Source organism: Kitasatospora sp. NPDC096128 (assembly GCF_040303105.1).
Lineage (GTDB): Bacteria > Actinomycetota > Actinomycetes > Streptomycetales > Streptomycetaceae > Kitasatospora.
In genome coordinates this window covers 1-24165 of sequence record NZ_JBEOSP010000016.1, presented here as the reverse complement: position 1 = coordinate 24165, position 24165 = coordinate 1, and the positions used below count along the sequence as shown (strand labels likewise).

At 73.2% G+C, this 24165-nt stretch carries 15 protein-coding genes; 3 read left to right on the top strand and 12 right to left on the bottom strand.

Features of this window, described 5'->3' with window-relative positions:
- Positions 1–258: 258 nt before the first annotated feature.
- The 5 genes from ABTY61_RS19170 to ABTY61_RS19150 form a co-directional block, all read right to left on the bottom strand.
- Positions 259–1407: an LPXTG cell wall anchor domain-containing protein gene (locus ABTY61_RS19170; protein ID WP_350506194.1), complete on the bottom strand. Its 1149-nt coding sequence runs from the start codon at positions 1405–1407 to the stop codon at positions 259–261.
- Between the two features lie 419 nt (positions 1408–1826).
- Positions 1827–2405, bottom strand: a complete 579-nt coding sequence (locus ABTY61_RS19165) for a flavodoxin family protein (protein WP_350506193.1) — start codon at positions 2403–2405, stop codon at positions 1827–1829.
- Between the two features lie 162 nt (positions 2406–2567).
- Positions 2568–3452 (bottom strand): NAD(P)-dependent oxidoreductase, encoded by an 885-nt coding sequence (locus ABTY61_RS19160; protein ID WP_350506192.1) that lies wholly within the window; start codon positions 3450–3452, stop codon positions 2568–2570.
- 187 nt (positions 3453–3639) lie between these two features.
- Positions 3640–4062 (bottom strand): YunG family protein, encoded by a 423-nt coding sequence (locus ABTY61_RS19155; RefSeq protein ID WP_350506191.1) that lies wholly within the window; start codon positions 4060–4062, stop codon positions 3640–3642.
- A gap of 292 nt (positions 4063–4354) precedes the next feature.
- Complete coding sequence (locus ABTY61_RS19150) at positions 4355–4915, bottom strand: GlcG/HbpS family heme-binding protein (protein WP_350506190.1); 561 nt, start codon at positions 4913–4915, stop codon at positions 4355–4357.
- Between the two features lie 332 nt (positions 4916–5247).
- Here ABTY61_RS19150 and ABTY61_RS19145 point away from each other — a divergent pair, with 332 nt between their 5' ends.
- Positions 5248–6495: a sensor histidine kinase gene (locus ABTY61_RS19145; RefSeq protein WP_502895365.1), complete on the top strand. Its 1248-nt coding sequence runs from the start codon at positions 5248–5250 to the stop codon at positions 6493–6495.
- Between the two features lie 182 nt (positions 6496–6677).
- The gene (locus ABTY61_RS19140) at positions 6678–7289 is read left to right on the top strand and encodes a response regulator (protein ID WP_350506325.1); all 612 of its coding nucleotides are present in this window, start codon (positions 6678–6680) and stop codon (positions 7287–7289) included.
- A gap of 465 nt (positions 7290–7754) precedes the next feature.
- Here the strand turns inward: ABTY61_RS19140 and ABTY61_RS19135 are convergent, their stop codons facing one another.
- Both ABTY61_RS19135 and ABTY61_RS19130 read right to left on the bottom strand, forming a co-directional pair.
- On the bottom strand, positions 7755–8336 hold the full coding sequence (locus tag ABTY61_RS19135; protein WP_350506189.1) for a hypothetical protein: 582 nt from the start codon (positions 8334–8336) through the stop codon (positions 7755–7757).
- 114 nt (positions 8337–8450) lie between these two features.
- Positions 8451–8774, bottom strand: coding sequence for a DUF6086 family protein (locus ABTY61_RS19130; RefSeq protein ID WP_350506188.1), 324 nt, complete (start codon positions 8772–8774; stop codon positions 8451–8453).
- 916 nt (positions 8775–9690) lie between these two features.
- Here ABTY61_RS19130 and ABTY61_RS19125 point away from each other — a divergent pair.
- Positions 9691–11154, top strand: coding sequence for an MFS transporter (locus tag ABTY61_RS19125; protein ID WP_350506187.1), 1464 nt, complete (start codon positions 9691–9693; stop codon positions 11152–11154).
- A gap of 71 nt (positions 11155–11225) precedes the next feature.
- On the opposite strand, the gene ABTY61_RS19120 is transcribed toward ABTY61_RS19125, so the two are convergent.
- From ABTY61_RS19120 to ABTY61_RS19100, 5 genes are all read right to left on the bottom strand, one after another.
- On the bottom strand, positions 11226–12032 hold the full coding sequence (locus ABTY61_RS19120; protein WP_350506186.1) for a thioesterase family protein: 807 nt from the start codon (positions 12030–12032) through the stop codon (positions 11226–11228).
- Between the two features lie 83 nt (positions 12033–12115).
- The gene (locus tag ABTY61_RS19115) at positions 12116–13417 is read right to left on the bottom strand and encodes an NAD(P)/FAD-dependent oxidoreductase (RefSeq protein ID WP_350506185.1); all 1302 of its coding nucleotides are present in this window, start codon (positions 13415–13417) and stop codon (positions 12116–12118) included.
- A complete protein-coding gene (locus ABTY61_RS19110) occupies positions 13414–13905 on the bottom strand; it encodes a hypothetical protein (protein ID WP_350506184.1) in 492 nt (163 codons plus the stop codon). The genes ABTY61_RS19115 and ABTY61_RS19110 overlap by 4 nt, the downstream gene beginning before the upstream one ends.
- A gap of 50 nt (positions 13906–13955) precedes the next feature.
- The gene (locus tag ABTY61_RS19105; RefSeq protein WP_350506183.1) at positions 13956–14438 is read right to left on the bottom strand and encodes a nuclear transport factor 2 family protein; all 483 of its coding nucleotides are present in this window, start codon (positions 14436–14438) and stop codon (positions 13956–13958) included.
- A 74-nt stretch (positions 14439–14512) separates the two neighbouring features.
- The coding region (locus tag ABTY61_RS19100) for an SDR family NAD(P)-dependent oxidoreductase (protein WP_502895364.1) at positions 14513–24165 on the bottom strand (9653 nt) is incomplete at its 5' end.

Below are 24165 nucleotides of genomic sequence, written 5' to 3'. Positions count from 1 at the left end.
CTTGCTTTCCCCCCGCACCTGAACCTCGCCCCCCCGTTCCCCCCCCTCGGGCCGGACATCCTCTGTGCCGGTGCTCACCCGCCGGTGCCGCCCGGGGGGGGCGGGGGGGGCGGGGGCCGCGGGGCGGCGGGGGGCTCCTCAGGAGGAGCCCCCCGGGGGTACGCCCCTGGTCAGGACCGGGGTGGACCCGGGTCAGGCCTGGGGCGGACCCTGGTCAGGCCCTGATCAGGTCCTGATCAGGACCTGATCAGGACCTGATCAGGCCTGCTGGCCCGACTTGCGGCGACGCAGCACCACGAGGGTGCCGACACCGGCGACCAGGACGGCGCCGCCGGCCGCCGCGATCGCGGTGGTGTCGTCACCGCCACCGGTGGTGGCGAGGTTCTTGCTCGCCTTGTCGGCGGCCGCCTTGGCCTTGGTGAGGCCGGCCGGGGTGATCTTCGGCGGGGCGACCTTGGGGACGGTCACCGGGATGTCGATCGGCTGCTGGGCGTCGCCCCCGCCGTCGGTGGCACCGCCGGACGGGGCCGGGGCACCGGTCGACGCGGACGGCGAGGCGGAGACGGACGGCGAGGCGGTGCCGGTGGCCGGGGTGGTCGGCGCCGGGGTGGTCGGCTCGGTGGTGGGGGTGGTGGTCGGCGTCGCCGAGGCGCTGGACGACGGGGTGCCGGTACCGCTCGGGGTCGGCTTGCCCGACGGGGTGGGCGTGCCGGTGTGGGTCGGGGTCGGCTTGCCGGTCGGGGTGGGCTTGCCCGTCGGGGTCGCCTTCTTGATGGTGAAGCCGGCGCCGCGGATGCCGTCGCAGCTGAAGGCGCCGTTGTCGACCGGCAGGTGGGTGTCGTCGTCGAGGGCGCCGCCGAACACCACCGGGACCAGGCCGGCCCGGCCGAGCGGGGCGTCCTCGGTGAAGGAGAGCCGCACCTTGATCGTGAGGCTCTCGCCGCGGTTCAGCACGAGCAGGGAGTCGTCGGTGATGTCGCCGTCCGACCCGACGCCGCCGAGCAGCATCAGGACGGAGTCGTCGTCGTGCTCGCCGCCGCCCGGGGCGACCACACCGGTCTGCCAGGCCTCGCCGGGCAGCTGGTACTCGAGCTTGAGGTTCGCGGCCTCGAGCGAGCCCTGCTTGTTCTTGAGCTTCACGAACGGGTAGAAGACGCCGTCGTGCTTGGAGGAGTTGTCGATCCGGTAGGTGAACTCACGGGGAGCACCGCCGGCGATGAAGGTGCTGGGAACGCCGTGCACCGAGAGGTCGAGGGCGTACTTCGACTTCTGGTCCGCCTGCGCCGCAGCGGAGGCGGACGGGGTGCCGGTGGAGCCGACGGCCATGGCGCCCTGGGCACCGGTGAGCACCAGCGAGGACGTGAGCGCGGCGACGCCGGCCAGGGCAAGACTGCGACGTATGGACAAGGAGACCTCACGGAAGTGTCCGGGCGAGGCCCGGGCGCGAGGGGGCGGCCGCAGACGCCGCTACTCCCCCGCGAAGCTGAAAGTCCGACGGAGAGTACCGAACGATTCGGCCACTCCGGAAGGCAGGTGCCCGGTTGTGGCGCAGCGTAGGGACGAGGGCGCCCGAATCGCCCAACTCCGTCCGGCGGTAGGGCTTTTGCGCTGACCAAAGGACGGCCGCAAAGTGACGGGTACACGCCCGGAAGGACGGTAGCGCACGGGCGCGAGTGGCTTGAACCCGTCAGCCCGTGATCCGTGGGTCCGTGCCGACGCGGCCCGTGGTCCGTCGGTCCGTCGGTCCGTCGGTCCGTCGGTCCGTGCGGACGCGGCCCGGGGCGGTTCGACTCGAGCCGACGCGCCGCGGGCCGCCTCCGGCCGGATCAGCCCGCGAAGAAGGACTTGGCCGCGATCAGCGCCCGCTCGTCCCGCAGGACGTCCCCCGGCTTGGTCCCGTTGCCGATCAGCGCGCCGCCCCAGCGCATCCCCATGTACCCGGCGGTCAGCTTGAGAGTGCCGATCAGCGGCTCGGCGTGCTCCTCGGAGCCGGCCAGCACGGTGACGTCCCAGAGCGTGCTTCCGCGCATCCCTTCGCGGAAGTCCACCCCGGGCACCCGGAACCAGGCCGACCAGTAGTCGAGGTAGAGCTTGGCGCTGGTCGGCATCGTGTACCAGTACAGCGGCGCGACGAAGACCAGGTCGGTGGCCGTCAGGGTGGCCTCCAGCAGGGTCCGCTCGTGGCCGACCGGCTCCGGGTAGCTGCCGTCACCGGTGTGCCGCAGGTCCTGGAAGGGCGGCAGCGGGTGCTCGTCGAGCCGCAGCCAGCGCTGCTCCGCGCCCTCGGGCAGGCTCGACTCGGCGGCCAGCCGGGCGAGTTGTGCGGTGTTGCCGTCGACGCGCGAGCTCGCGTCGAGGAACAGGAAACGGCGCGGCGCCTCGGCGCCGGACGGCTGGTCGGTCATCGGTACTCCCCCTGTCAGGTGCTACGGACACCCGAGCGAGCACCCACGGCCCGCCGGGTATTCCGCACCCCGCTCCGACCAGCGGTTCCCGCCTCGACTGCCGGGCCGGTCCGGCGGTCGAGGCGGTGCCCAGGCGGTACGCAAGCGGTGCTCAGGCGGTGCTCAGTCCGCCAGCCCGGCCCGACGGCGGGCGACCTCGGCGACGGCGGCCCAGTCCTTCTCCCCGTCACCGTGCGCCAGCGCGTCCAGGAAGGCGTCCCGCAGGATGCCGCCGAAGGGCAGCGGGACGTTGCGCGCGGCCCCGGCCTCCAGGGCCAGGCCGACGTCCTTGAGACCGAGCGGCAGCCGGAACCCGGCCGGCTCGTAGCGGCGTTCGGCCACCATCGAGCCGTAGCCGGAGTAGACCGGCCCGGGGAAGAGCGTGCCGCTGATCATCTCGACCAGGTCGGTGGGCCGGACGCCGTGCGCCTCGGCCAGGCTGCACGCCTCCGCCATCGACTCGATCGCGCAGGCCAGCAGGAAGTTGGTGCTGATCTTGGCGGTGTTGGCCTGCCCGGGCCGGTCGCCGAAGTGCCAGACGCGGTCGCCCATCGCGGCGAACAGCGGCCCGGCCCGGTCCAGCAGCTCGGGCGCGCCCGCGGCCAGGATGTTGAGCTTCCCCGCCGCCGCGACCGGCGGCCGACCGAGCACGGGCGCGGCGACGTAGCCGATGCCGTGCTCGGCGTGCAGTTCCTCGGCCCGCTCGGCCAGCCCGAGCGAGACGGTCGCCATGTTGACGTGCAGGGTCGCCTTCGCGCCCGCCAGCAGCCCGGGGTCGAGCAGCAGCCCCTCCACCGCCTGGTCGTTGGCCAGCATGGAGACCACCGTGTCGGCGGCGAACACCTCGGCGAGCGAACCGGCCCCCTCGGCGCCCTGGGCCACCATGGCGGCCACCGGCCCGGGTGAGCGGTTCCAGACCCGTACGGTGTGACCGGCGCGCAGCAGGCTGCCCGCCATGCCCTGTCCCATCGCGCCCAACCCCACGAAACCGACCGTCGCCCCGCTCATCCGCGCACTCCCGTCCGCCGCAGTCACCCGTATGGTGGTTCGTCCAGGACCGACTGTACGTCAGGGGCTCGCGCGGACCCGGGGTCCCGGGCCGGTCGGGTACGCGGCCCGGGACGGGCGGCAGTGCGTGCCGGGCCGGGCGGCTGCCCGACCCGGGACGGGCGGTTGCACGAGCTGGGCCGGGCGGTTACGCGACCCGGACCGGGCGGCGGAGGCGGCCCGCGGCGGCCCCGCGCTCCAGCTCGGCGACCACGCGGTGGCGCAGCAGCTCGTACTGGGCCTGGAGCCGACCGGGGCGGGCCGGGCGGGCGACCGCCCGACCGGGGCCGACCAGCTCGCCCGGGCCGAACTGCTCGCGGGTGAGGTCGATCTCGAAGCCGGTGGCGAAGCGGTTCCACCAGTGGAGGTCCGTCCGGACCCCGTCGACGTGGACCTCGCCCATCATCAGCTCACCGCCGAGCAGGTCGTGCACCACCATGGCCGTCACACCGCACTGGCCGCGGGCGGGATTGTCGGGACGCCAGCGGGTCAAGTCCTCGGGCGCACAGGTGTCGACACCCCAGGAGGAGCGGATCGCACGTTCGATGTCGTTGAGGGTCCACGCCGTCATACCGGAAGCCTGCCACGCGGCACTGACAACGACACCGGCTTTTCAAAGGGTCATCGCCTGTTCTGCGACGACCCTCCCCTTGTTCACCCGAACGAGGACACCGTGCGACGTGCGCCGGGAACACCGCGGGCGCCGGGAGCGGGAGTTCGACCGGGAGACCGCCGGGGCCGTCCGTTCGTGTACCCGTACGGACACATCCGGCCGGCCGGGGGAACGTTCGCCGAGGGCGTCAGCGGGGGACGTCCGCGGGAACGACCGCAGGGACGTCCGCGGGCCGACCGGCCGAGGTGGGTCATTTCGCCAGTGCGGCGACGCCGGCCTGCGCGAACTGCTCGTCCAGGTCGCCGCTGGGCGCGCCCGCGACGCCGATGGCGGCGACCGGAGCGCCCTTGGACTGCACCGGGGCGCCGCCCGCCAGGAACAGCGTGCCCGGGATGTCCTTCAGGTTCGGGGCCTGGGCCAGGCGCTTGGCGAGCTCCGAGGTCGGGGCGTTCCAGGAGACCGCCGTGAAGGCCTTGCGCTCGGCCGACTCCGTGGCCTGCGGGCCGGCGCCGTCGCCCTTGATCAGGACGCGGGTGACTCCGTCCCGGTCGACCACGGCGACCGAGACGTGCTGACCGGCCTTGTTCGCCGCGTCCAGGGCGGCCTGGGCGGCGCGGGTGGCGGCGTCGACGGTCAGGCCGGTGCTCTGGGCGAGGTTCTTGTTCTGGGTGTCGACCTTGACCGCAGCCGGGGAGGCCGGGGTCTCGGTGGCCTCGGCGCTGGCCGAGACGGCGCCGACGCCGGCGGCGACGAGTGCGGCGGCGGCGACGGTGCCGGTCAGCACCCGGGTGCGCACGGAGGTCTTCTTCATGGTCCAGCTCCTCAACGGGATGGCGGGGTTCGCGGGATCTGCGGCAGGCCGCAGCAGGCCGGGCGCCGGGGCCCGGCTGCGAGGCCGGGCGGTGGGGGACCGCCCGGCTCTGCTCCGATCCTCCGGCCGACCCGGGGCGCGCGGCATCGGCGGTCCGGCGCGACCGTCCGGGCATGATGGGGGACGCCGCCGTCAACCGATCGGCTGATGCGGGACCGGGCCGGACGGGTCAGCATCGAGGGATCGGCGCAGGTCGGTGCGCCGGCAGTCGGGCCCCCGGGCCGTCGGGGACCCGAGCGCCCGTCCAGAGCCCGTAGCGCCAGGAGCCACCCGTGCAACAGCCCCGCCCGTCCGCCGGCCGGCTCTCCGGCGGGCGCGACGCCGGTGACCCGGACGTCGGCGACCCGGACGCCGGCCGGCTGGCGCTGCTGCTGGACTCCGCCTTCCTGCTGCTGCTCGCCGCCGCACTCAGCCGGTTCCTCACCCACCACCCCGACAGCCCCTGGGCCCCCTGGGTGATCGGGCTGAGCGCCGCCCTGGCCGTCGCCCAGCCGACCGCCTCCTGGTCCGACCACCGCCGCCCGGCCCCGCCCGACCGTCCGCGCCGGTGGCCGTCGGCGCTGGTGGTCGCGCTCTGGATGGTGCTGGTGCTGCTCGCGCCGAGCTTCGCGTGGTGCGCCGTCCCGCTGATCTACACCGCGCTGCGGGCGCTACCCGCGAAGGCCGCGATCCCGCTGGTGGCGGCCCTGACGCTGCTGGTGGTGATCGCCGAGATCCGGCTGCCCGGCACGGCGGACGCCACCCTCGTCCTGCTGCCGCCCACGGTGGCCGCGCTGGCCACCGGGGTGTTCTTGTTCATGACCCGGCAGGCCGCCCGGCAGCGGGCGCTGATCGCCGACCTGGTCCGGACCCGGCGCGAACTCGCCGCCACCGAACGGCGGGAGGGCACGCTCGCCGAGCGCGAGCGGCTGGCGATGGAGATTCACGACACCCTCGCGCAGGGCCTGTCCAGCCAGCAGATGCTGTTGCAGGCCGCCGACCGCACCTGGGAGGCCGACCCGGCGACCGCCCGCACCCACGTCCGCACCGCCGCCGGGGTGGCCGCCCGCAACCTCGCCGAGGCCCGCCGCTTCGTCCACGACCTCGCCCCGGCCGAACTCGCCGACGGCGGCACCCTCGACCGGGCGCTGCGGGCGCTCGCCGAACGGGAGTCCGCCGAGAGCGGGCGGCCGGTCCGCTTCCACCTGGACGGCGCGCCCGTGCCGCTGCCGACGGCCGTGCAGTCCGCGCTGCTGCGGATCGCCCAGGGTGCGCTGGCCAACGTACGGGAGCACGCCGGGGCCTCGGCCGCCGCGATCACCCTGTCCTTCCTGGGCGACCAGGCCGTGCTGGACATCGCCGACGACGGACGGGGCTTCGACCCTGCGCCGGAAGACCTCCGCCCGGCCGCCGGGGCGCGCGGGTACGGCCTGCCGGCCATGCGTGCCCGGCTCCGGCAGCTGGGTGGCACGCTGACCGTGGAGAGCACCCCCGGCGAGGGCACCGTCGTCTCCGCCGCGATCCCCCTGGAGCACCGATGACCGCAGCACGCACCCCGTCGAGCAACGCACGGAGCGGCCCGTCGGGCGGGACGTCGGGCGGGACGTCGGGCGGGACGTCGGGCGGGACGTCGGGCGGGACTACGGGCGGGACTACGGGCGGGACGGCGGGCGGGACGGCGGGCCGTGCGGCGGACGGTACCGAGGGCGCCGCCGCCGTCCGGCTGCTGGTCTGCGACGACCACGCGGTGGTCCGGGCCGGCCTGCTGGCACTGCTCGCCAGCGCGGGCGACATCGAGGTGGTCGGCGAGGCGAGCACCGGGGAGGAGGCCGTCGCGCTGGCCGCCGCACTGGCCCCTCAGGTCGTGCTGATGGACCTCCAACTCGGCGACGGCATCGACGGCGTGGAGGCCACCCGGCGGATCACCGCCACCCCGGGGGGACCGCACGTCCTCGTCCTCACCACGTACGACACCGACGCCGACATCACCCGGGCCATCGCCGCGGGCGCCACCGGCTACCTGCTGAAGGCCGAGCGGCCGGAGGAGCTGTTCGCCGCCGTCCACGCGGCCGCCCGGGGCCGGACAGTGCTCTCCCCGCCGGTCGCCTCCCGGGTGATGGCGCAGATGCGGGCGCCGGCGCCGCAGCTCACCGAGCGCGAGCAGGACATCCTCGAACAGCTGGCACAGGGCCTCGGCAACCGGGAGATCGCCCGGGCGCTGTTCATCAGCGAGGCGACGGTGAAGACCCATCTCGGGCGGATCTACGACAAGTTGGGCGTGGACACCCGGTCGGGCGCGGTGGCGGTGGCCAAGGAACGCCGACTGCTGCGCTGAGGCCCCCGCCGAGGGCCCCGGCTTCCGGACCTCCACTGCGCTGGGCACTCGCGCGGTGTCGCTCCGTGCTGTCATGATGCATGGAATGTCGGATTCCAGACCGCGCACTCCTCGCGGCCCGGGCGCGCGGAACGGCCGAACACCACCCCGCCGACGGCACAACCGCCTGGTGGGACGCCCATCACACCGACCCGACCAGATCGTCACGCTTGTGGATTTTTCGTGGATCCCACTATTGACAAACCAACCACGCGGTTTGTTAGCGTGAGAGCACGACGTCCCCGGGGGTGGGGACTCGCCGGAGTCTTGTGCGGACGCTCTCGCCGGAGGGTGTTGCCAGGGGGGAACGGTGAGGCTGCCGGGGTGTCGGGGGGAGCGGCAGCGCCGAAGCCGCGCGACGTGGCGGCGTGGAGCGGGTCCGGGGGGACTCGCTCCACGCCTCCCCCGTAACCCGCCCCCGCCCGGTCACACCAGTGCGCTCCAGTACGCGCAGTGCACGTGGGGCAACGGCACCGGGTCGGGCACACCCGCCCTCGGCAGCGTGGGCACCCGCTCCGAGTCGGCCACGCCGAGCAGGCTCGCGGTCAGCCGGATCTCTCCGAACTCACCGAAGCACAGCACCAGTTGCGAACCGTCCCGAGCGGTCGCGGCCACTCCCGGCCGGTCCCGCCCGGCGTTCAGCGAGGTGATCGTCCACCCGCGCCGCCGCCACTGCTGCTCCACCGCACCCGCCAACTCCCCCCGCCGGCCCGGCGATACGACCGTCAGCAGGTCCCGCCCCCGGGTCACGTACCAGAGCACCTCGGGCCCCCGCCGCCCCGGCCCCGCCAGCCGCACCCCCGCCCGCGGTACCGCCTCCCGCCACACCGGCACCGGCCGGAGACCCTCCACGGTCTCCCGCAACAACCTCTCGCACCGCTCCCCGGCGTCGAGTTGATCGACCGTCACATCCGGAGCCAACACCGGCCACCAGTCCGGCACGGCCACCGCAGCACCGCGGAAACCGTCCGGGCACCCCAGGTTCAGCTCGGCACCACCTGACTGCACTGGGCCCTCCGTACTCCCCCCGGCATTCACCCCGGGCAGGCATTCCGTCACTCCTTGGACGGCACCCGGGCACGGACAGTTCCCGTGCCCCGCCCCCGGCCGCTCCGGGCCAGTTCAGCGCGGCATCGACCTCGCCTGCTCCTGGCGCAGCCGGGCCCAGGCCGCGACCCGGTCCGGCCCACCGGACGGAAGCTGCCCGCCGCCCCGATCGACCAGAACCGACGCCGTAGCGATGAACCCCACCGTGAGCGATCGGAGGATCAGGTGGGTCGCCTCGTGGTACCGCCGCGCGAGTTCGGCGACAAAGGCCTCCAGAACCGGGATATCCAGTTCGCATCCATCCTCGATGATCTCACCCACCCCTGAATGCAGCCCGAAAGCAGACGCCACCGCCGCCGCTCCGGTGAACAACCGGACAACGCGAAAGGCCCAGGTCATTGACCTGGGCCTTTACTGCTGGAGCGGGCGACGAGAATCGAACTCGCGCTCTAAGCTTGGGAATCTTTTGGCTTTCGGGCCGAAAAGTGCCCCTGACCTGCGGCGATACCGACGCAACCAGCCCTTCGGACGCCCCGTGCAGACCGCCGCTGTCCGCCGTTCACCACTCGTTCTGGCACGGATCTGGCATGGATCTGGCTCGCGACGGAGTGCCTCAGCTGCCCCAGATGCCCTCGAGTGAGACTCGGCGTGCGAGGTTCCGGCCAGCGTCACTGATGGGACTCGACCAGGACACATCGGTGACCTGGCACCCGAAGTCACCGGCGAGGGCTTCTCCCGAACTCCCCGACTCCGCTCCCGTGACCTTGATGTAGACCGATCCGAACTGCCCTGGACAGCCCGTAACGGCCCGCCGGATGACCAGCGGGCCGTTACGGGAGCCGGAGTTCAGGCTTGGACGAACTCGAACTTCACGAACTCTTCGTTGACGTTGAAGATCTGGTACTCGGCAGCCAGCCACCGCTTCTCACAGGAAAACGGGGCGGTCTTGATCGTCCGTTGGCAGGGGCGGTGGTGGCGCCGCAAACGGCAGCCGACGGGCCTGGGAACTGCGGGCGGCCTGCCGGGCAAAGGCGCCCGGCAGGCCGCCCTGCGGCGTCGCGCGGGCACACTACCCCACACCAGCGGGCAGTCTGGTGAGCTCATGTCACTTAAGGAGCACTCCCAGCGGTGCGCCTTAGGTGAAGTATCGCGGCGCGGGCCCGGCAAATACCATGTGTCCCGCCCCCGCGGCCGCCATCGCGCGCTCCGCTGAAACCGGTGATCAACCCTTCCCTTCTGTGCAGTTGAGGAGCTGCGCGCGGCTCGGGGATCTGACGGTCTATCAGCCCTATCAGGATTCACATGGAGAACGACATTGGCCAGCACTAAGGACCAGGGCGTAGCAGCAAAGACCCATCCTCCCGAGGCGCCGACGGCGGACGCCCGGAAGACCCGTCTCGCATTCCTGGTCATCTCGGCCGGGTTCTTTCTCGCACAGCTCGACACCCTGATCGTCAACGTCGCTCTACCGACGATCAATCAGAAGTTCGACGGCAGCTCGATCTCCGGCCTGTCCTGGACGCTGAACGGTTACGCGATCGTCCTCGCCGCGCTGATGGTCCCCGCGGGCCGCTGGGCGGACCGGTTCGGGCGCAAGAACGTCTTCCTCATCGGCATTGGCGTCTTCACCCTCGCGTCCCTGCTGTGCGGCGTGGCGACGAACACCGCCTTCCTCGTCGCCGCCCGGGTGCTCCAGGCCGTCGGCGCCGCGGCGCTCGTGCCGACCTCGCTGGGCCTGCTGCTCGCCGCCTACCCCGGGGAGGGCCGCGCCAAGGCGGTGAGCCTCTGGGCCGCGATCGGCGGCTCCGCCCCCGCGTTCGGCTCGCTGATCGGCGGTGTGCTGCTCCAGATCGACTGGCGCTGGCTCTTCCTCATCAACCTCCCGGTCGGGATCTTCGCTGTTCTCGCAGGCCTGAAGGCACTGCCGACGGAGCCGAAGTCCGCGAACGGCTCCATCCCCGACATGCTCGGCGCGGTGCTGCTGATGGTCACCATCAGCTCGATCACGCTGGCGCTGGTCAAGGCCCCGGAGTGGAGCGGCGCACGAATCGGCGGGCTGCTGGCCTTCGCCACTGTCGTCCTCGCCTACTTCGTCTTCCGCTGCTCCCGCCACAAGAACCCGCTGGTGAGCCTGCCGCTGCTGAAGGTGCCGGCCTTCGCGATGGCCAACGTCAGCGCGCTGCTCTACAGCATCAGTTTCGCCGCCGTGGTGTTCTCGTTCATGCAGTGGTGCCAGGACGTGTGGGGCTGGTCCGGCACCAAGACCGGGCTCGCGCTGCTGCCGGGCCTGGCCATCGTGCCGATCGCCGCCCGACTCGCCGCGCCGATCGTGGCCCGGATCGGCGCGGCCGCGTCGGTCGCGGTGGGCTGCGGCGCACTCACCGTCGGCGTCTCCTGGTGGCTGCTCACCGCGAAGGTCGAGCCGCAGTACGTTCAGGTCCTGCTGCCGGGTGTCGTGCTCTTCGGCGCCGGATCGGCGCTGGCCATCACCGCGCTGATGCAGGCCGCCACGGCCGGTCTCGCGCCGACCGAGTTCGCCACCGGCTCCGCCATCGTCAACATGGTCCGGCAGCTCGGCATGGCGCTGGGCGTCTCGCTGTTCATCGCCCTACTCGGCACCTCGTCCACGCCGGACGCGGAGCGGACCGCCTTCCAGCACGGCTGGCTCCTCACCGCGGCCGCCGGCGGCGTCGCCGCGCTGGTCTCGCTGGGTCTCGGGCTCTGGCTGCGCCGTGCCACCGCCAAGACGGCGGCGAAGGCCGCGAGTGCGGCCGCGTAGCAGCCGCCGTACGACGAAACGTCCCGCCGACCTCCGGATTCCGGAGGTCGGCGGGACGTTTCGTCGTACGATCAGCCGCCAAATCCGGCAGACCGTCGCAGGTCTCCGGCGTTCGCCACGATGCGGCGGGTCTGGAGGCTGACCGCCATCAGGGTCCCGTCGGGCGTCCACAGGCTGCCCGATTCGAGCGTCCAGCTGGAGCCCGCCTGCTCGGTCCTGACCTGGATGAGGGCCCAGCCGTCCAGGCCGCCGTCCGCGATCTGGTCGGTGAACCGGACCGAGATCTCGGCCGAGGGAACCGGGATCGGCTTCTCGAGGACCCCGTAGATCGCCGGCGGCATCGAGTCGAGGAGGACGACGGCGGCCTCCGCGGGACCCAGGTCGAGGTTCTTCAACCGTATCCACGCGGTCAGCCGGGGTTCGTCCCCGCCGGACAGGGGGCGGACGTCGGTCGCCATCCTGATGCTCAGGTGCTGGGCGACCGGGATGAGCTCCGGCGACATGTCCAACTCGGGGCAGTCGTCGACCCCCGGCACGACCGGCGCCTGCGGGCTGCGGTAGAGCACGTCCTCCCCCGGGTGGGAGTCCGCGAAGAGCGAGGTCGCGGTGACGGACGGCACGCCGTCGTGGAAGAGCGTCGACCTGGTCACCACGCTGGACATGTTGCGCTGCTGGATCTCGGTCGACAGACGCAGCGGCGCCGTGGTGACGGGAGCGAGGAACGACGCGTGCAGGGACCGCTGCGTCATCGTGCCGGTCTGACGCCGGGCGTGCCGCATCATGATGGCCGCGAGCAGACCGCCGTGCGCCGAACTCCACGACCACCAGGTCGGGTCGAGCGCCGGCAGTTCCACATCGCTGCTGGTGAGGGTCCGCAAGTGAACTACTCCTTCATCTGGGTGCGTTTCGCCGCCCGGCATGGCACGCGGCACGAATGACGGTCAGTCCGGCAGCGGCCGGGTCACCAGACCCGGCCGGCGGCCGACCGGCCGATGTCGCCCCTCAGCCGGTGCCTGAGGTTGACCACGCCGGCGCGTGCGATCACCTTGGGCGCGAGGAACTCACCGACTCCGATCAACCGGCTCGCGTAGGTGTGCAGATGGCGCGCCGTCACCTCGTCGCGGGTCGCGGCGGCGAAGAGCTGCCGCTCGATCGCGTTCATCGGCCGCCCGGTGGCGTAGTCGGAGATCAGGAACTGCTGGGCGCGCAGGCGTGCCCGCCGGGTTCGCCGGTAGGCGGACAGGCCGCGGTCCACCTCGTCGGCGCCGGCGGTCAGCGTGTCCTTGGTGGCCTCGACGAGCCAGGTGGCCGATTGGAAGGCCCAGCCGACCCCGATGCCCCAGATCGGGTCGGAGCAGAGCCCGGCGTCGCCGACGAGCGCCACGCCGGGACCGGCCGACTCCCGGGTGATCAGCGGGTAGTCGGTGGTGCCGATGATCTTCGAGACGCGCTCGCCCTTCGCCAGGTCCGGGCCGTTCGGCAGCCGGCCGATGTACTTGGTGTAGGCCGATTCGAGGTCGTCGCGGAAGGCGGGCAGGTGGCTCTTGCCAGGCGCGCAGGCGATGGCCGTCAGACCGTCGTCGGTCGGGTTCGCGTACGCCATGTCCTTGCCGAACCAGATGTAGCTGACATCGGACTTGGGCAGGACGTCGCCGCGGTAGTAGGCGAAGAAGCTGAACCGGTTGTTCTTCACGCTCTTCTCGGCCAGCTCGGCGAACTTCGCGACCGACGAGTTGCGCCCGTCGGCGCCGACCACCAACGCGGCACGGATCTCGCGCTCCTCCACCCCGGCACGCCGCACCCGGACGCCCACGATCCGCCCGTTCTCCCGCACCACCCCGGTGACCGTGGCCCCCAGCATGGTGTCGACGCCGGGCGTCTCCATAGCGATCTTCCGCAGCATCGGGTCGAGGGTCTCCCGGCGGACGTTGTAGCCGTACGGCAGGGGGGACGACCCGTGCTCGGACTCCGGCCTGATCCAGCCCCAACGGGTCCACCAGGCCACGGAGAGCGTCTTGGGGGCGCCCGCCTCGTCCAGCAGCGGCAGCAGCCCCAGCTCCTCCATGATGGGCAGCGCGGAGGGCTGTATGTAGTGGTTGCAGAGCACCTTGTAGGCATCGGGCTTCTTGTGGCGCTCGATCAGCGCCACGCGGGCCCCCGCCCGGGCGTAGAGGATCGCGGCGGTGCAGCCGGCCACGCTCCCGCCGCAGATGACCACGTCGTAGGGGGCGTCGGGGGTCGTGGGGGTGTTCCCGGTCGTCATGACGTGACCAGCCTCTTGATCGCTCCGAGCTGCCCGTACATGTCGAGCAGGTTGTCGCCGACCCAGTACTCGGCGATGAGTCCGTTCTCGTCCAGCCGGAGGATGTCGTGGCCCTCGATGGCCACCTCGGAGCCGGCCGGGGCGGTGGCCCCGCGCGGCTTGCCGCCCTTCCACACTCCGCGGAAGCTCCAGCGGCCCATGACGTAGTGCTCGCTGACGAACGGGCCGACGGCGGTGACCATCTTCGACTCGGAGAAGTACGAGTGCCACACGTCGATCCAACGCACCACGGCGCCCGGGCTGTTGATGAGGTGGGACTCGGGCATCTCGTAGTGGGCGAGGTGGCAGGTGAGGTCCGGCGCGATGATGCCGTCGCCGACGGCGAACCGCTCGTCGAAGGGAACGTCACCGCTCCACAGGCCGATCCAGCGATGCCACAGCTCCGCCTTCGCCTGGTCCACGGGTGCGAGCACCACGGGGTCGGACATCTGCGTCCCTTCGTCTGTCGGGTATTCGGGGGTCGGGTGCGGGAGGGTCATCAGGCCCTCGCCCGGACCGGCTCGCTGATAGCGCCCAGTCCGCAGTACATGTCGATCAGGTTGTCGCCCACCCAGTACTCGGTTATCAGGCCGTCCGCGTCGATCCTGAGGATGTCGATGCCCACGAAGTCGACGCCGGTGCCGGCCGGGGCGTCCGCGCCGTCGGGCTCGCCGCCCTTCCACCGGCCGGTGAACCGCCGCCTGCCGACGATGTACCCGTCGTTGACGAACGGGCCGAGACTGGTGGTCGTGGTCAGCTCGAGGAAGTTCGAGTGCCAGTCCTCGATCCACCTGACCAGGGCGGCCGGGCTGTCCACGCCCTCCGGCTCGGTGGTCCGGCCGAAGGTGGGCAGGTGGCACAGGAGCTTGGGGGCGACGATGGCGTCGGCGACGGCGAAGTCGCCGTTCCACAGGTCGATCCAGCGGTGCCACAGGGCAGTGTTCCTGCTGCCCGTGGGCGCTTCCTCCACGACGATGGACATGCGTTTCCTCTCTCCGGGGACGGCGGCCCGCCGCTGCGTGCGCGGGCCGCCTGTGTGATGGGTCGCGGTCGGCGTCATTGGGCGTCGATGAGGGCGAGAAGCTCGCTCGGGCTGACCGCGCTGTCGGCGGACCTGTCGCGGGCGGCGCCCAGCGCGGAGGCGCGGGCCATGCTCCACATCGAGAGCATCGAACGCAGCCGCAGTTCCACCGGTGCGTGCTCGTCGGTCACCGGCGAGTGCGCGGCGAGCAGTTCCTCCAGGCGGTCCATCTCCTCCACGACGGACAGCGGTAGCTCGCCGCGCCCGCCCGGCGCCACACCCGTCAGGGCCGGGCTCACCCCGCCGACCGCCGACTGCGCGGTGAGGTGCTCCAGCAGGTTGGCGGTGATCGCCTCGGGCGTCGGGTGGTCGAAGACCAGCGACGCGGGCAGCCGGAGCCCGGTCGCCGTGGTGAGCCGGTTGCGCAGCTCCACGGCGGTCAGGGAGTCGAAGCCGAGGTCCTTGAACGCACGGTCGACCTGGAGGTCCTGCGGCGACTCGTAGCCGAGGACCGCGGCAACGGTCTCGCGGACCAGGCCGAGAACGGTGCCCGCGCGCTCCTGATCGCCGAGGGCGGCCATGCTCTGCGCCCAACTGGCCGAGGGCGCGGCGGCGTTGGTCGTACGGCGGCGCGGGACGAGGGTCCGCAGGAGTGCCGGCAGGGTCTCCCGCGCACCGGACCGAAGCGCCGCACGGTCCACCCCCGCCGTCACCAACTGTGCCTGGGTGGAGCCCAAGGCGGCGTCGAAGAGGGCGAGACCCTCGGCCGCCGACAGCGCCCTGACGCCCGAGCGGGCCATCCGGGCCCGGTCCGCCTCGCTCAGCCGGCCGGTCATCTCGCTGACTTCCTCCCACAGGCCCCAGGCCAGGGAGTGCGCCGGCAGACCGGAGCCGCGCCGGTGGGCGGCGAGCCCGTCCAGGAAGGTGTTGGCCGCCGCGTAGGTGCTCTGGCCGGAGTTGCCGAGCACACCCGCGAGGGAGGAGAACAGCACGAACGCCGCCAGCGGCAGGCCCTTGGTCTGCTCGTGCAGGTTCCAGGCGGCGTCCACCTTCGGACGCAGCACCGCCGCCGCCCGCTCGACGGTCTGGGACTCCACCAGTCCGTCGTCGATGACACCGGCCGAGTGCACCACCCCGGTCAGCGGGTGCTCGGCGGGGATCGCGGCCAGGACCGCGGCCAGCGCCGCGGCGTCGGCCGCGTCACAGGCGGCGAACCGCACCGTCGCACCGGCTTCGCCCAGCTCCGCGGCCAGTTCGGCCGCGCCGGGAGCGGCCTCGCCGCGCCGCGACAGCAGCAGCAGGTGGCGCACGCCGTGCGCGTGGACGAGATGCCGGGCCACCAGCACACCCAGGGTCCCCGAACCACCGGTGATCAGCACGGTGCCGTCCGGGTCGAAGCCGGCTCCGGCGCCCGTCGCGGACCCCGGGACCATCCGCGGCGCGAGCACCTGCCCGCCGCGCACGACGAGTTGCGCCTCACCACCGAACAGCCCCCGGGCGTCGAGGTCCTCCGCACCCGACTCCAGGTCGGCCGGGTCGAGATCGACCAGGACGAAGCGGTCGGGGTGTTCGGACTGCACCGCACGCACCAGACCCCAGACCACGCCGGCGGCCACATCGGCCGGTGCGTCGTGGCCACCGATGGAGACCGCACCAGACGTGACGACCGCCAGCCGGGAGTCGGCGAACCGCTCCTCGGCCAACCACTCCTGCACCAGACCCAGCACCTCACCGGCCAGCCGGTGAGCGGCGGCCGACACGCTCTCGCCCACGGCGGAACCCACCGGGACCACCACACAACCGGGCACCTCACCCACCGCCGCCGGATCCGCCGTCACGACGACGGACGCCGGCGCATCGGCGACCGGCGACACCGGCACCCAGTCCAGCTGCAGCAGCCCGCCGTCCGCCGACGCACCGCCTGCGGCTCGTACGGCCTCGGTGAGTTGACGCAGGGCGATCGGGCGGGCCCGCAGGGAGTCGACCATGCCGACCAGGGCGCCCGAGGAGGCGTCGAACAGCTCCACCCGGTAGTCGTCCGCTCCGCGCGTCACCAGCCGAACCCGCAGCCGGGCCACCCGCGCGCAGTCCGCCCACACGCCGCTCCAGGCGAAGGGGAGCCTGACCTGGCCGGCGTCGTCCTGCCCGGCGAGCACAAGCGGGTGCAGGGCCGCGTCCAGCAGCGCGGGGTGAACGGTGAAACCGGAGCCGTCCACATCGGCGCCGAGGGCGACCTCCGCGTAGAGGTCGTCGCCCGCCCGCCAGAGCTCCCGCAGGGCCTGGAAGACCGGACCGTACTCGTAGCCGCGCTCGGCCAGCCGGTCGTAGGCGGCGGTGAGGTCGACGGGTACGGCGCCGGCCGGCGGCCACGCGCCGACCGACCGGCTGGCCGGCTCGGTGCGACGGCCGACCACGTGGCCCGTGGCGTGCCGGGTCCAGGGCCGGTCGTCCCGGGTGCGGGCGTAGACCGTCACCGGCCGGCGTTCGTCCGCGGGCGCGCCGACCACGACCTGAATCTTCACCCGGCCGTCGTCGGGCACCACGAGCGGCGCCTCCAGAGTGAGTTCCTCCACCACCGGGTGTCCGCTCTGGCCGCCCGCGAACGCGGCCAGCTCGACCAGCGCGGCGCCCGGCAGCAGGACGACGCCCGCGACCGCGTGATCGGCCAGCCACGGGTGGGACGACAGCGACACCACGCCGCTGAGCACCACGCCCGCGTCACCGCCGAGCTCGACCGCGGCACCGACCAGCGGGTGCCCGCCCCGTTGGAGGCCGACTGCCGACACGTCCCCGACGGCCGCCGGCGCGTCCAGCCACAGCCGGCGGCGCTGGAAGGCGTACGTGGGAAGGTCGACCCGCTCGGGCCCCGTGCTGTCGCCGGAGCCGGCGAACACGGCGCCCCATCCGACCGTCACGCCGTGGCAGTGGGCTTCGGCGGCCGACCGCAGGAAGCGGTCCCAGCCGCCGGTGTGGCGGCGCAGAGTGCCGACCACGGCGGCCTCGACGCCCACGTCGGCGAGCGTCTCCTCGACGCTGTAGGTCAGCACCGGGTGGGCGCTGCTCTCCACGAACACGCCGAACCCGTCGGCGGCCAGGGCGCGTACCGCGTCCTCGAACAGGACGGTCCGGCGCAGGCTCTGGTACCAGTACTCGCCGTCCATCACGGTGGTGTCGTCGAGCCGCGCACCGGTCACCGTGGAGTACAGCGGCAGCCGTCCCGCGCGCGGCGCCACGTGAGCGAGCGCGATGGCGAGGTCGCTGCGCAGCTCCTCCATGTGGGGTGAGTGGGACGCGTAGTCGACGGGGACCCGGCGCACCCGGATCCCGCGCGTCTCGGCCTCGGCGGCCAAGGCGTCCAGAGCGGCCGCAGCGCCCGCGACGACCGTGGAGGTGGGGCCGTTGACGGCGGCGACGTGGAGGTCGCCGCCGACGGAGGCGAGGAGCTGCTCGGTCGCGTCGAGCGGCAGTGCCACCGACGACATGCCGCCCGCACCCGCGATCCTGCTGATGGCCTGCGAGCGCAGCGCCACCACCTTCGCGCCGTCCTCGAGCGACAGCGCTCCGGCGACGGTGGCCGCCGCGATCTCGCCCTGCGAGTGTCCGACGACCGCGGACGGCACCACACCCAGCGACTCCCACGCGGCGGCGAGCGATACCATGACCGCCCACATGACCGGCTGGACGACGTCGACCCTGGCCATCATCGTCTCGTCGTCGAGCACCTCGGTGAGGGACCAGTCCACAAAGGGCGCGAGTGCGCGTTCGCACTGGGCCATGCGCGCGGCGAAGGCCGGAGACGAGTCCATCAGCTCCCGGCCCATGCCGGTCCATTGCCAGCCCTGACCGGGGAAGGCGAACGCCACCCGGTCGGCAGGGACGGGCGACCCGCCCTCGACACCGAGGACGACCTGCGGCGATTCCCGACGGGCGGCCAACGCCGCAAGCGCGTCGAGGAGTTCAGCGCGGTCCTGGCCGACGACGACCGCACGCCGGTCGAACACCGTGCGGCCCGTGGCGAGGGTGAAGCCGACGTCTGTGGGGCTGACGTGCGCACGATCCGCCGCCGCCAGGTGCGCATGGAGCCTCTCGGCCTGCTCGCGCAGCGCACTGTCCGAACGTGCGGACAGTACCCAGGGGGTGGTGGCCGCAGCCGTCGGCGTCCCGGCCGCCGTCCCGGCCCGCGCCGGCGGCTCCTCCAGGATCACGTGAGCGTTGGTGCCGCTGATGCCGAAGGACGACACCGCCGATCGGCGCGGGTGGCCGTCGCGGGCCCACGGGACCTGCTCGGTCAGCAGGCGGATCGAGCCGCTCTCCCACTCGACGTGCGGGGTGGGCTCGTCCACATGCAGCGTCTTCGGCAGCACACCGTGGCGCATCGACTGGACCATCTTGATGATCCCGCCGACGCCGGCAGCCGCCTGGGTGTGGCCGATGTTCGACTTCAAGGAGCCGAGCCACAACGGGCGGTCGTCGGGGCGGCCCTGACCGTAGGTGGCCAGGAGCGCCTGCGCCTCGATCGGGTCACCGAGCTTCGTCCCCGTCCCGTGCGCCTCGACGGCGTCCACCTCGCCGGCCGTCAGACCCGCGTCGGCCAGCGCGCTCCTGATCACCCGCTCCTGCGCCGGGCCGTTCGGCGCCGTCAGACCGTTCGACGCACCGTCCTGGTTCACCGCCGTACCACGCACCACCGCCAGGACACGGTGACCGAGGCGCTCCGCGTCCGACAGCCGCTCCACCAGCAGCAGACCGACGCCCTCGGACCAGCCGGCGCCGTCGGCGGACGCGGCGAACGCCTTGCAGCGGCCGTCCGCAGACATCCCGCGCTGCCGGGAGAACTCCACGAAGGTGGCGGGTGTGGCCATGACGGCGACACCGCCGGCCAGCGCCATCTCGCACTCACCACGCCGAAGCGACTGCACCGCCAGGTGCAACGCCACCAGCGACGACGAACACGCCGTGTCCACCGTCAGCGCCGGCCCCTCCAGACCGAACGAGTACGCCAGCCGGCCGGAGGCCACACTGCCGGCGCTTCCCGTCCCGAGGTACCCCTCCAGTTCTCCGGGCACCTCGCGCACCCGCGAGGCGTAGTCGTTGTACATGACGCCGGCGAAGACGCCGGTGCGTGAGCCGCGCAGCGCGGACGGGTCCAGGCCCGCGCTCTCGAACGCCTCCCAGGCGGTCTCCAGGAGGAGCCGCTGCTGGGGGTCGGTCGCCAGCGCCTCGCGCGGGCTGAGGCCGAAGAACTCGGCGTCGAACTCGGCCGCGTCGTAAAGGAATCCGCCCGAGCGGGAGTACGAGGTGCCGACGGCCTCCGGGTCCGGGTTGTAGATCTTCTCCAGGTCCCAGCCGCGGTCGGAGGGGAACTCGCCGACCGCGTCCACTCCGCTGGCCACCAGGTCCCACAGCTCCTGCGGGTTGGTCACCCCGCCGGGGAAGCGGCACCCGATGCCGACCACCGCGATCGGCTCGTTGGCGTCGGTGCCGGTCGCCGCCACGACGGGCGGCGTTCCCTCGGCGGCCTTGGCTCCGGGCAGCTCGCTCAGCAGGTGGCCGGTGATCGCCTGGGGGGTCGGGTAGTCGAAGACGAGGGACGCGGGCAGCCGCAGCCCAGTCTCGGCGGTGAGGCGGTTGCGCAGTTCGACGGCGGTCAGGGAGTCGAAGCCGAGGTCCTTGAAGGCCCGGGCGGGCTGGACGGCCTGCGGCGTCGCATGGCCGAGGACCGCCGCCACGGTCGCACGGACGAGGTCCAGGACCGTGCGCTCACGCTCGCGGTCGCCGAGCGCGGCCGTGGCGTTCACCCAACTCGTGCTGCCGGCCGCCTGGTTGACCGCCGCGCTGGTGCGCCGGCGGCGGCGCGGGGCGAGGGTCCGGAGAAGGGCCGGCAGGGTCTCCGGCGCGCTGGTCCGCAGCGCCGCGCGGTCCAGGGCAGCCGCGACCAACTGCGGCTGGACCGTGCCCAGCGCGGCGTCGAAGAGCGCCAGGCCGTTCGACGCGGACAGCGCCTTGATCCCGGACCGGGCGAGCCGGGCCCGGTCGGCGTCATCCAACTGGCCGGTCATCTCGCTGGCCCCGTCCCAGAGCCCCCAGGCGAGGGACTGGGCGGGCAGGCCCGCTGCGCGCCGGTGGGCGGCGAGGACGTCCAGGAAGGTGTTGGCCGCCGCATAGGTGCTCTGGCCGGAGTTCCCGATGATGCCCGCGAGGGACGAGAAGACGATGAACGCCGACAGCGGCAGGTCCTTGGTCTGCTCGTGCAGGTTCCAGGCGGCGTCCACCTTCGGACGCAGCACCGAGGCCAGCCGGTCGGTGGTCTGGGACTCCAGGAGTCCGTCGTCGAGGACGCCGGCGGAGTGCACCACCGCCGTCAGCGGATGCTCCGCCGGCACGGCCGCCAGCACGGCGGCCAACGCGGCCGGATCGGCCGCGTCACAGCCGGCGAACCGCACGACGGCGCCGAGCTCCCCCAGCTCCGCCGCGAGTTCACGGGCACCGGGGGCCGCCTCGCCGCGCCGGGAAAGGAGCAGCAGGTGCCGTACGCCGTGGTCGCGCACAAGGTGGCGGGCCAGCAGGACGCCGAGCATTCCCGAACCACCGGTGATCAGCACGGTGCCCTCGGCCTCGAATCCCGCGCCCACCTGGGGGGATGTCGTCGCCGGGACCATGCGCGGTGCGAGCACCTGTCCCCCGCGCACGACGGCCTGCGGCTCACCGCCGAACAGGACGCCGGCGTCGAGGTCGTCGGCGCCGAAGCCCGGGTCGGCCGGGTCGAGGTCGACCAGGACGAAGCGGTCGGGGTGCTCGGACTGCGCCGTCCGCACCAGGCCCCACACCGCCGCGGCCGCCACATCGGCGGGCGCATCGCCCGGCCCGCTGCCGACCGCACCGCGGGTGACCACGACCAGCCGGGAGTCGGCGAACCGTTCCCCGGCCAGCCAGTCCTGCAGCAGGCCCAGCACCTCGCCGGCCAGCCGGTGCGCAGCCGCGGGAACGCTCTCGCCCTCGGCGGAGCCCACCGGGACCACCACGCAACCGGGCACCTCACCCAGCGACGCCGGATCCGCCGTCACGACGACGGACCCTGGCGCATCGGCCACCGGCGACACCGGCACCCAGTCCAGCTGCAGCAGCCCGCCGTCGGCGGCGCCCGCGGCCGGTGCCGACCCGGCGGCGAACGGACGCAGCTCGAGCGAGCCGACCTCGATCACCGGGCGGCCTTCGCTGTCGGCCGCCGTCATCCTGCCGTCGCCGTGCCAGCGCACCCGCAGTCGGGTCGCGCCCGCGGCGTGGATCGCCACGTCGTTCCAGGCGAACGGCAGCTGCAGCCCCCGGCCGGAGACCACCGCGTCGTACGCCAGCGGGTGCAGCGCCGCATCGAGCAGCGCCGGGTGGACACCGAAACGCTCCGCCTGCGCGTGCAGCGCCTTGGGGAGGGCGACCTCGGCGTAGAACTCGTCGTCGAGCCGCCACAGGGCCTGGACACCCTGGAAGGTGGAACCGTACGTGTAGCCGGCATCGGCCAGAGCCGGGTAGAAGCCGTCGAGCCGGACCGGCTCGGCACCGATCGGCGGCCACGCGAGGAGTTCCGTCCCGGGTTCGGCGAGGTCGTCCGCGGACCCTAGCCAACCGACCGCATGGGTGGTCCAGCCCTCGGGGTCGGCCGCATCCGCGTCCTCGACCTGGGAGAAGATCCGCACCTGGTGGCGCCCGGCCTCGTCCGCCGCGTCCACGGCGACCTGGAGCCGCAGGCCGCCGGCCGCCGGCAGCAGGACCGGCGCCTGGAGCGTCAGCTCCTCGACCCTCCCCGCGCCGATGCGGACGCCCGCCTCGGCCACCATCTCGACCAGTCCCGCTCCCGGCATCAGGACCCGGTCCTCGACGCCGTGATCGGCGAGCCACGGGTGGTCGCTCAGCGCGAGGCGCCCGGTGAAGAGCCAGCCGTCGCCGTCGCCGAGTCCGGTGACCGCGCCGAGGAGGGGATGTCCGCCGTCCTGGAGCCCGAGACCGATCACGTCGCCGGCGCCCGACGGCGCGTCCAGCCAGAAGTGCTGGTGCTGGAAGGCGTAGGAGGGCAGGTCCACGACGTCCGCGGCCGGGAGGACGGCCGGCCAGTCCACCGCCGCGCCCCGCACATGGGCATCGGCCACGGAGGTGAGGAAGCGCTGCCAACCGCCGCGACCACGCCGCAGCGATCCGATCGCCGTTCCGTCGCGGCCGGCGGCCGCCAGCGTCTCCTGTACCCCGAACGTGAGGACGGGGTGCGCGCTGGACTCGATGAACAGCTCGTGGCCCTGGTCGATCAGGGCGCGCACCGCTTCCTCGAACCGCACGGTGTGGCGCAGGTTCTGGTACCAGTACTCGGCGTCGAGTACGGCAGTGCTCTCCAGCCGGGCACCGGTCAGGGTCGAGTAGAAGGCGACATCACCGTGCCGCGGGGCGATGCCGTCGAGCAGTTCGAGCAGCCGGTGGTGGATCTCCTCGACGTGCGCCGAGTGCGAGGCGTAGTCGACCGGGATCCGGCGGGCATCGATTCCCTCGGTCCCGCAGATGGCCATGAGCTGGTCGAGGGCGTCGGTGTCGCCCGAGACGACGGTCGACTCGGGTCCGTTGACGGCGGCGACGGTGATCCGGTTGTCCCAGCGGACGAGCAGGCGTTCCCGCACCTCCTCCCCCGGGAGCGGCACGGACACCATGCCGCCCTTGCCGGCGAGGACCTTGAGTGCCTGCGATCGCAACGCGACGACCTTGGCGGCGTCCTCCAGGGACAGCGCACCAGCCACGACGGCCGCCGCGATCTCGCCCTGGGAGTGGCCGATCACGGCAGCCGGCTTGATCTCGCACGACTCCCAGACGGCGGCCAGCGACACCATGACCGCCCACAGCGCGGGCTGGACGACGTCGACCCGGTCGAAGCCCGGGGCGCCGGGCACACCGCGCAGCACGTCGAGCAGCGACCAGTCGGTGTAGGGGGCGAGCGCCTCCGCGCAGGCCGTGATGCGCTCCCTGAACACCGGTGAGGCGTCCAGGAGTTCGACGGCCATGCCGTCCCACTGGGAACCCTGCCCGGGGAAGACGAAGACGGGCCGGGCCGGGCTCGGGGCCGCCCCGACCACGCTCTCCGCCTGCGGGCCGGCCGTCGTCCGGCCCGAGGCCAGGTCCTCCAGCGCGCGCTGGAAGGAGTCGGAGTCCGCGGCGACGACCACGGCGCGATGCTCGAAGACGGCGCGGGTCGTGGCCAGCGAGAGGCCGATGTCCGCGAGGCCGGCCTGCCCGGGAGCGGTGGCCGCCACGTACTCGCACAGCCGCTCGGCCTGGCCGCGCAGGGCCTCCGGGGTACGGGCGGACAGGACCCACGGGACCACGCCCGGGGCCGTTACCGCCCGCGCGTCCTCGGATCCCGTGGGCTCCGCGACCGTGTCCAACTCGGCTACGGCGGGCGCCTCTTCGAGGATCACGTGAGCGTTGGTGCCGCTGATGCCGAAGGACGACACCGCCGCACGACGCGGGTGGCCGTCGCTCTGCCACGGCATCGCCTCGGTCAGCAGCCGGACCGCCCCCGAGTCCCACTCGACGTGCGGGGTCGGCTCGTCCACATGCAGCGTCTTCGGCAGCACACCGTGACGCATCGACTGGACCATCTTGATGATCCCGCCAACACCGGCAGCCGCCTGGCTGTGGCCGATGTTCGACTTCA

Excerpts from the sequence above, each read along its gene's own strand:
- ABTY61_RS19165 (WP_350506193.1), bottom strand. The coding sequence starts at position 2,405 with ATGACCGACCAGCCGTCCGGCGCCGAGGCGCCGCGCCGTTTCCTGTTC.
- ABTY61_RS19160 (WP_350506192.1), bottom strand. The coding sequence starts at position 3,452 with ATGAGCGGGGCGACGGTCGGTTTCGTGGGGTTGGGCGCGATGGGACAG.
- ABTY61_RS19155 (WP_350506191.1), bottom strand. The coding sequence starts at position 4,062 with ATGACGGCGTGGACCCTCAACGACATCGAACGTGCGATCCGCTCCTCC.
- ABTY61_RS19150 (WP_350506190.1), bottom strand. The coding sequence starts at position 4,915 with ATGAAGAAGACCTCCGTGCGCACCCGGGTGCTGACCGGCACCGTCGCC.
- ABTY61_RS19130 (WP_350506188.1), bottom strand. The coding sequence starts at position 8,774 with ATGACCTGGGCCTTTCGCGTTGTCCGGTTGTTCACCGGAGCGGCGGCG.
- ABTY61_RS19115 (WP_350506185.1), bottom strand. The coding sequence starts at position 13,417 with ATGACGACCGGGAACACCCCCACGACCCCCGACGCCCCCTACGACGTG.
- ABTY61_RS19110 (WP_350506184.1), bottom strand. The coding sequence starts at position 13,905 with ATGTCCGACCCCGTGGTGCTCGCACCCGTGGACCAGGCGAAGGCGGAG.
- ABTY61_RS19105 (WP_350506183.1), bottom strand. The coding sequence starts at position 14,438 with ATGTCCATCGTCGTGGAGGAAGCGCCCACGGGCAGCAGGAACACTGCC.